7 protein-coding genes are annotated in these 6,000 nt (G+C 42.2%); 3 read left to right on the top strand and 4 right to left on the bottom strand.

Annotated elements, in window-relative coordinates:
• Positions 1-138: 138 nt before the first annotated feature.
• Positions 139-1,062, bottom strand: a complete 924-nt coding sequence (lpxP, locus tag K7X24_RS13710; protein ID WP_039507585.1) for a kdo(2)-lipid IV(A) palmitoleoyltransferase — start codon at positions 1,060-1,062, stop codon at positions 139-141.
• Between the two features lie 377 nt (positions 1,063-1,439).
• On the opposite strand from lpxP, the gene K7X24_RS13705 reads away from it, so the two are divergent.
• The gene (locus K7X24_RS13705) at positions 1,440-2,498 is read left to right on the top strand and encodes a DUF1176 domain-containing protein (RefSeq protein WP_224555343.1); all 1,059 of its coding nucleotides are present in this window, start codon (positions 1,440-1,442) and stop codon (positions 2,496-2,498) included.
• Between the two features lie 97 nt (positions 2,499-2,595).
• On the opposite strand, the gene K7X24_RS13700 is transcribed toward K7X24_RS13705, so the two are convergent.
• The gene (locus tag K7X24_RS13700; RefSeq protein WP_224555342.1) at positions 2,596-2,988 is read right to left on the bottom strand and encodes a YybH family protein; all 393 of its coding nucleotides are present in this window, start codon (positions 2,986-2,988) and stop codon (positions 2,596-2,598) included.
• A 749-nt stretch (positions 2,989-3,737) separates the two neighbouring features.
• Here K7X24_RS13700 and K7X24_RS13695 point away from each other — a divergent pair.
• Together K7X24_RS13695 and K7X24_RS13690 are read left to right on the top strand one after the other, a co-directional pair.
• Complete coding sequence (locus K7X24_RS13695) at positions 3,738-4,217, top strand: Hcp family type VI secretion system effector (RefSeq protein ID WP_224555340.1); 480 nt, start codon at positions 3,738-3,740, stop codon at positions 4,215-4,217.
• 1 nt (position 4,218) lies between these two features.
• Positions 4,219-5,055 (top strand): DUF4225 domain-containing protein, encoded by an 837-nt coding sequence (locus K7X24_RS13690; protein ID WP_224555339.1) that lies wholly within the window; start codon positions 4,219-4,221, stop codon positions 5,053-5,055.
• A gap of 86 nt (positions 5,056-5,141) precedes the next feature.
• Here K7X24_RS13690 and K7X24_RS13685 read toward each other — a convergent pair whose 3' ends face one another.
• Positions 5,142-5,537 (bottom strand): hypothetical protein, encoded by a 396-nt coding sequence (locus K7X24_RS13685; RefSeq protein ID WP_224555338.1) that lies wholly within the window; start codon positions 5,535-5,537, stop codon positions 5,142-5,144.
• Positions 5,538-5,611: 74 nt separating this feature from the next.
• The gene (locus tag K7X24_RS13680; RefSeq protein WP_224555337.1) at positions 5,612-5,995 is read right to left on the bottom strand and encodes a hypothetical protein; all 384 of its coding nucleotides are present in this window, start codon (positions 5,993-5,995) and stop codon (positions 5,612-5,614) included.
• Between the last annotated feature and the right edge of the window lie 5 nt (positions 5,996-6,000).

Below are 6,000 nucleotides of genomic sequence, written 5' to 3'. Positions count from 1 at the left end.
TGCCATCTGGCGGCCATTTTTGTTTGTGCATCATGCGTAACGACTGTCTTGCCGATATGTTGGATGGCGCTGAGGCACCATCCAATTTCAAACGTTTACGTCATTTAACACAACGTATATTCAGCATCCACCCCGCAGTCAGGCATAGAGTGAGACTTCCCCTGCCGGACGGGTTTTAAAGCGACGATGCAGCCAGAGATACTGCTCAGGCGCACGCATGATTTCTTTCTCAATCACCTTATTCATGTAACACGCCGCAGCCTGTTCATCGTGATAAGGATAATCCTGTAATTCAGGCTGGATCACCAGTTGATAGCCCAAAGCATTGGGTTTACGAATCAGGACTGTCGTCATCATCGCCGGTTTTGCGAGACGGCTGATGGTGTACGTGCCGTTAGTGGTCGCCGCATTTTTCACCGCAAAGAACGGGGCAAAAACGCTGCCTTTAGGGCCGTAGTCCTGATCGGGCGCGAACCATACCGCTTCGCCACGTTTTAGCGCTTGCACCATCCCGCGCAGATCTTTACGGTCGATCATCGCTTTGTTGGAACGAGAGCGTCCCCAGGTTTGTACCCATTCCATCGCTTTATTATTGTGCGGACGGTACATCGCCATCATCGGTTGACACAACCCCATCGCCCTGCCACCCAGCTCCAGCGACATAAAGTGAATACCAATCACCATTACGCCCTGACCTTTTGCGGTCGCGTGCTGTAGATGCTCCAACCCTGAAACATCAAACCACTGGCGCACGCGGCGATCGGACCAGAACCAGGCCATGCCAGTTTCAACCAAGGCCATTCCAAGCGAAGCAAAGTTATTGTCGATCATCGCTTCTTTTTCGTCGTCGGAGATGGCAGGGAAACACAGCTCAAGATTACGTCTGGCGATCGACACTCGGCGTTTCAGAAAGACGCGGGATAGACGGCCGGCGCTGCTCCCGAGTTTCATCAGCAGCGGATAAGGGAGTTGAACTAATAAAAACAACACGCCAAGGCCGAACCAAGTCGTCCAATAGCGCGGGTGGAGTAATGCCCTGGTAAATGTTTGCTTAATTTTCATGATACTCATCTTTAAGTGATTAACAGCGTACCGCATAAAGAGTCGTTCTCATCGCGCTACATCTATCATGACACTTATTTATAGGGATCGTTTCAACTGTGTGGAAAACTGTTTCTGACCGTTATCACGCGTGAGGTTAAAAAGCAGGATAAACATGCTGATAACACTGAGGGGATTTTGAGCAGCCGATGAACGGCTAACGGTAGCGACATGATACCTGATTCACACTCAATAAAGGAGTAGCTGGATAAGAAATATTCGCAATATGAGACGACATGAAGATAACATAATACCATGCGCCAACCAACGCGACTGGCTTCCCAGTATCAGGTCATAGAGGGTGACAAGCCATAGCATAATCAAGGAGTTGATGAAATATGACTTTTCCCCTCCCTTACCGACTCAACGCATTAACCGTTTTCATCGCCAGCATCCCTGCGCTGACTTTTGCCACAACATTCGCCGATAGCACTTTCTTTCATAAAGACTGGGAAGTGATCTGCGATAACACGCTAACGTGTCGTGTGGCAGGCTACTCGCCAGAAGAGAAAAGCTCGGGAGAAGATAAAGTCTCACTACTCCTCACCCGTCATGCTGGGCAGAATACGCCAATCACGGCCGACGTTACGCTCGCTGAGGTAGACAACGCGATTCCTCAAGGCACCACACTCACGCTAACCATTGACGGCGCAGATAAAGGGCCGCTCACCTCAACCGGAGACAACCTCTGGCAGCTAGATGAGAAGCAAATTCCTGTCGTATTACAGGCCCTAAAAGGAAACGGAAAAGTGGCGTTTCATCACAATGGCGTCGTTTCCGAACTGTCTGGCGCGGGTGCCTACGCCGTCCTGTTAAAGATGGATGAGAAACAAGGCCGCGTTGGCAAAACGGATGCTATCACCAAAAAAGGGAGTGAAAGTAGTGCGTTACCTGCCGCAGCAGCCCCCATCATCTATGCAGCCGTAACCAAACAGGAACCCTCACGGAATCTGACGGATGCAGAACAGGCGTCCATCCAGAAAACGCTGCTTAAGACGTTAAAGGCAGATGACTGCGACAGTTTCCCACCACAGGATTATCAAGACGCAGAACCGATTGAACGCATTCCACTGAATGACAGCATGTCGCTGCTCACCACGCTCTGCTGGCGCGCCGCCTACAACGAAGGCTACGCTTATTGGGTTATTGATAACGCCATGCAGACTCAGCCGCAGCTCGTGACGCCAAGCGGGACAGGCTACGAAAACGGCGAAATTACCTCAGTACAAAAAGGGCGCGGGCTCGCAGACTGCATGAGTGATGATGCTTGGACATGGGATGGCAAAGCGTTCCAGTTGAGCCGCATGTCCATCACAGGATCATGCCGTATGATCCGCCTCGGCGGCACCTGGGATTTACCCTACTGGACGACGACGGTGATTAAAGCGGAAAAGTGAAAGGAATTGGGGTCGCTCGCTGGCCTCATATTCAATCATGAGAAAACGAACGCGTTAGAGTAACCGCTCTGAACGCGCCTGCATTCACTCAACAGAATCAGTCAAGAAGTGTTGTTCCATAGGAGTTATCAATTGTGCAAAGCCAGCTCCCATCAACATCTTTCCTGAACACGTAGGTCGCTCGTCGAGTTGTGGTGACAATATTCCCTGTGTCATCTGGGTAATGAAGAACAGTTTCCATGATCACTAAAGCATCTCCCCCGCCCTCAATAACCTGCATATTTCCTTGTTCAACAATAAGTTGGTTTTTAAAATAATCAGCAATAGCGACAAATGCTTTTCGTATATCATCTTTGCCTTTCGCAACAATGCCTGGCTTGATAACAAGTGCAGCATCCTCGGCGTAATAACTCATCAGAGCATCAAAATTTCGCTCAGATATTGCTTTATCACAGGCCTCAATAATTTCCCGTATCGGATGTGGTTTCATAAGCATTGACCTCAGTAAAGTGGCGTGAAAACCCAATAGAAATAACGCGCAACCACATGATAATAGAGATGTTATTTATAATAATCTCTTGTATTCAGATTGCGAGAAAATTCTGCTTATGAATGCTCTGCTTTTTCGGGGGATTACCCTATACGAATACGCTATACATTCTGTATGTATACATTCGATAGATGAGATTTTCCCTAAGCAACTGAGAATTCTTGTTAAACCTTGTATTTACCGAGTTTTGTGGACTTTGGGGAATTTCAGAGGAGGTATTTTTGGAGCGAAGTAAAGGGAATAGAATAAATAACGTAATTCATTGATATTAAAATGAATAACCTATTTTTAATCTCTGTAGCTATACACATTTCTATACATATTCACTCTCGCTTGAATTTTACCGCCAGCTAAAACTGGATTTTGGTAGAAAAAAGAAAATGTATGAAATAGCATTCATTAATAGGTATAAACGTTGTCCACACTGGTGTGTTTCACTCGTCGCTATCAGCAGTTTATTACCTATCACGAAATGAAGCTCCGAAGCCAGTCATCATATCACGCAGGTCAAGGGATACTGCCCCACCAAATGATTATCATAATAATGATAACCAAAATAACCATTTAAAGTCATACACATTGCAAGATAACGGCTATTGACTCATTGACTAAAAAATGCAGAAATTACCCATCCCATAAGGAAAAAGGATTTATGGGGTAGGATTATGGATAATATTAAGGAATAAATAATGGCAAATTTGATCTATCTGAAACTCACTGGCATCAAACAAGGTCTTATCTCTGCGGGTTGTTCAAGTGCAGACTCGATTGGTAATAAATATCAGGCTTCCCATGAAGATGAGATTTTTGTTTATGAGTTAATGAACCAGATAACAAGACAAGATAACGTTTCACTCTTCCCTGTGGAAATCAGAAAGCCAATAGATAAAGCCACCCCGCTTCTGGCACAGGCATTGAATGGTAATGAAAAACTAACCTGTGAGTTCTTTTTTTACAGGACTTCTCAATCAGGTGGTAATGAACTCTATTTTAAAATGGTGTTAAGAGATGCGGTTATCAATGATATTCGTTTTTTCGCTCCAAACTCATTAACGCATAACGAATTACAGCCACAAGAGAACATTTCATTTAAGTTCGCATCGATTGAATGGGAGCATGTGGTCGCTCGGACAAGCTCTTATATCTTATGGAAAGATGTGGAGTATTAAGATGAGTATTGATTCATCCCATCAATTTCACTTTTTAGAAGAAAGCAACCGCCTGAGGAGGGTTGCTCTGTTGGCTTCCTCTTTTTTCATTCAAGATAAAACATTAAGAATGCGTTATCTTCGTGAAATTGAGGATTTCATCAATGAAACAGAGATGAAACTCAGGTCATCAACAATTAGTTTTTTTGATAAAAATCATATCCTGTATGAATTGGTAACAGAGCGTGAAGAAACAGAAAGAGACTACCAAAAACTACGAACCGGTGATTATGTCAAATATATCGTTACGGATATATTTGAAGACCAGGGTGTTTTAAAATACACCAAAATCGCATCTGGTGTTGTTGCGGGTGGCTTTCAGGCATTTGCAGGATATCGATTAAATCAATTAGGGAGATATCTCAATGTCAAACATTTCAAGTCATTTGGAGTTTTATTAATCTCCCACGGAATCAATAATGCTTATGAGTCAGCAACCCCTATAATATTTGATGGTAAATATAGTGCAGGACCAGTCAGACACATATACAGAGGTCTTGCTTCTCTTGCAGGATATAACGATGATGCCGGAGATGCTTTGTATAGCGCTGGTGATTTATCACTCACAATTTACGCCTCTTTAAGAACACCAGTCTTAGTCGACAGTCCTACTCGATTATTATCAAGGGGATTTCTGGAAAGACCCAGGATAACAAAATTATTTAAGTATGCGCACTCAGACTTCAAGCCTAAATATACTGCCGCAAGTAGCATAATGAAGGTTTATATGGTAGGGGGTTCTGCCTACAAAATATATGCTGAATTTACAGATGAAAATTACCGCTTAGGTGATAAGTGATTCTTTAGCCTAAAGGCATTATCTCCCCCCTGTAGCAATGACAAATGTCATTGCTAACTTCCACAAGTATAAAAATTACATATCATTTAAAACCTGACTAAATAATTAAATGAATTTAAAACCCGCAGAGGGATTAATTTAATCATCATAATCATTGTGATTTTGTAGTTTTCACTTTTAGCTTTCATAAAACTGATAACCGAAATCCCATAAATTAATAAAAATATTTTTATACTGTTTATTACAACACCATACTCATAGTAACCATAAATAGCAAATCCCAGAGACATAAGAAAAAGCATCAGCATTTGATTCCAGCACAGATATGCGATGAAATAAATATAATCAGAAAAAGATTCAATGTCTTTTATTTTTATATTTTTTCCATAAGCCCTTTTTTTTGTATCTACATAGTTATTTTTCAGGCGAAGTAATTCCCTGACACTCAATCCTGACTTTAAGATTAACACTCTTTTATTCATTACACGCTCCCTCGCTCATAATACAAGTCATTCCTGATTAACCAATATCGCCGCTGAATAACGTTAAAATAAAATCAGTTAGCAAAAAAAATCATCAATTTAAATTTAATTAATTTTAAAACCGTAATCATATGTATATTATAATGATTAGCCTCAACTTTTAATACGCAAAAAATCGATATCGAATAAATAATAAAAAAAGTTTTGACAAAGGCAATCACATTGCCACTATCATAGTAAGCGTAAATTGAAAAAAATAGGCTCATGAAGACCGGAAGATACATTGCTTCCCAGCATAAACGAGTAACGATAAAAACATAGTCTGCAAAGGACTCGGCTTTCTTCGTTGGAGTGTTAAATTTGAAATCATCACTTTTTACATAGACATAATTATTTTTCAGGCGAAGTAGCTCCCTGACCGTCAGCCCTGATTTTAAGAGTAGTGCTCTTTTATCCATCATCC

It is taken from the genome of Pectobacterium versatile, assembly GCF_020166435.1.
GTDB classification, from domain to species: Bacteria; Pseudomonadota; Gammaproteobacteria; order Enterobacterales; family Enterobacteriaceae; genus Pectobacterium; species Pectobacterium versatile.
This window is presented reverse-complemented; position numbering and strand designations above follow the sequence as displayed.